This is a genomic window from Devosia sp., from assembly GCF_036406155.1.
Classification (GTDB): domain Bacteria; phylum Pseudomonadota; class Alphaproteobacteria; order Rhizobiales; family Devosiaceae; genus Devosia_A.
Map to the genome: position 1 here is coordinate 1 of NZ_DASWVV010000044.1, position 2,211 is coordinate 2,211.

Here is a 2,211-nt window from a genome sequence, read left to right on the forward strand (position 1 = left end):
AGCCGCCGTCGCCGGCCTCCTCGCCTTCGCCGCCGGCGCGCTCGCCGTCGCGCTGTCGGCAAGCCGCGTCGGCGCCATGTTCGAGGTGCACGAACGGGCCGAGGCCAATGTCTGCCGCCACCTCATGGAGCAACTCGAGGACGCCGTGCTGCGCTTCTCCGCCGATGGCGGGTTGCTCTTCGCCTCGCGCTCGACGGAGACGCTGCTCGGCTGCCGGCGCTATGAACTGCCGGGCGCCGGCCTGCTCGAGCGCGTCCACGTGCTCGACCGTCCGGTCTTCCTCACTGCCCTCGCCGATGCCAACCGGAGCGGCAAGTCCCGGCGGGTGGAATTGCGCATGCGCCGCGACGATCCCGCCGCGCCTGCGACGGCCCCGCAATTCGTGTGGGTGGAAGCGGCGTTGTCGCCGGTGATCGACCCGGCGGCGCCGCTTGCGCGCCACGAGGTGGTGGCGCTGCTGCGCGACATCACCGAACGCCGCGACCACGAAATCGAGATGCAGAAGGCGCACAGGGCGGTGGCGGAAGCCTCCATCGCCAAGTCGCATTTCCTGGCCACCATCGGGCACGAACTGCGCACGCCGCTCAATGCCATCGTCGGCTTCTCGGAGATGATGAGCAGCGGCATCGCCGGGGAGCTGGCCCCGACCCACAAGGAATATGCGAGCCTGATCCACCAGAGTGGCCTGCACCTGATCGAGGTGGTGCAGATGCTGCTCGACGTGTCGCGCCTCGAAGCGGGCAAGTTCGAACTCGCCACCGCCAGCTTCCAGCCCGAGGCCCTGGTCGAGCCGTGCCTGACCATAGTCGGGGCCATGGCGCAGGCCAAGAACGTGCGTCTGACCACCGAGATTCGCGCCGGGCTGCCGGCCATCGTCGCCGACGAGCGTGCCTGCCGGCAGATCCTCATCAACCTCCTGTCCAACGCCATCAAGTTCAGCCACGAGCACTCGACGATCACGCTGACGATGAAGCGCCAGGGCCGCTATCTCAGCATCGCCGTCGCCGACCGCGGCATCGGCATGAGCGGCGCCGATGTCGCCCGCATCGGCGAGCCGTTCTTCCAGGCCCAGGACGGTCTGGCCCGGCGCTACGAAGGCACGGGGCTCGGCCTGTCCATCGTCAAGGGCCTCGTGGAGCTGCACGGCGGCACGCTGCGCGCCATGTCGGTCCCCGACGAGGGGACGACGATGACGGTGCTGCTGCCGGTAAACGGTCCGGAAACCAAGGTGGAGGAAACTGTGTCGGTGACTCCCCTTCACCGGGACCCGGTTCCGCAGCAAATGCCCACATGGCACGACGAAAGAAAAAGAGCTCTATGACCGCAGCAACCCTCACGCACCTGCCGCTCGCGGCGGGCGGTGCCGTGTTGTCCTCCGCGGGCCGCGCCGCGCTCTGGGTATTGTCGCGCTACATGCGGGCGCCGCTGACCAACAGCGCCATCCTGTCGATGGTGACGCTCACCGCCATGGCCGGCAGTAACGCGCTCTACCTGCAGGAGCACAAGCATCCTGCCCCGCTGTTCGCGCCCCCGGCGGCGCAACAGCCGGCGCAGGCGGTCCGGATCACGCCCGTCGTTCCGGCGGAGCGGCCGAACCGGCCGGCGCCGCCCGCGCTCGAGCCGGTCACCGGCAGCATCGGTGTCGAGACCGGGCCGATCGGCAACAGCGACGTGTTCGAGATGCAGCGCAAGCTGCAGTTGCTCGGCCTCTTCGACGGCACCATCGACGGCTATTACGGCCCGCAGACCGCGCGCGCCATCAAGAAGTTCGAGGAAGTCAACGGGCTGCCGCCGCGGGGCGAGCTCACCCAGGAAATCCTGACGGTGATCCGCAACGCCCCGGGCACCGCGGTCACGCCCGCGCCGAGGCAGCTGGCAGCGCCCGAGCCGCTCGCCGGCGATCCCCTTCCCAGGGTCGAGGTGCAGCCCGTGTCCGAGGCCCCAACGGCACCGGAGACGCTGCCCGCGGTCATGCCCAGGACCGTAACGCAGGTGCAGCCGTTGCCGCCGCCCAAGCCGCTCGTGGTGGGGACCGCACCCCAGGCCCAGCCGGCGGCGCAGGCCGTGGCGGCGCCGACGCGGACGGCGCTGGGGCGCAAGCTGCCGGAGACGCCGCAGCAGGCCTTCAACATCGCGGTCGACACGGCCGGCGATGCCATCGACACCATCATCGCGGGCGTGCAGGGCGTCGCGTCACAGGCGACCGGGGCC

The 2,211-nt window shown here is 70.3% G+C and carries 2 protein-coding genes; both read left to right on the forward strand.

Going from position 1 to position 2,211, the window contains the following annotated elements; genetic code table 11:
- On the forward strand, positions 1–1,321 hold a 1,321-nt coding region (locus VGD93_RS02920; protein WP_395009015.1), incomplete at its 5' end, for a PAS domain-containing sensor histidine kinase.
- Positions 1,318–2,211 (forward strand): peptidoglycan-binding domain-containing protein (locus VGD93_RS02925; RefSeq protein ID WP_395009017.1); only part of this gene is annotated, 894 nt, incomplete at its 3' end. The genes VGD93_RS02920 and VGD93_RS02925, both read left to right, overlap by 4 nt.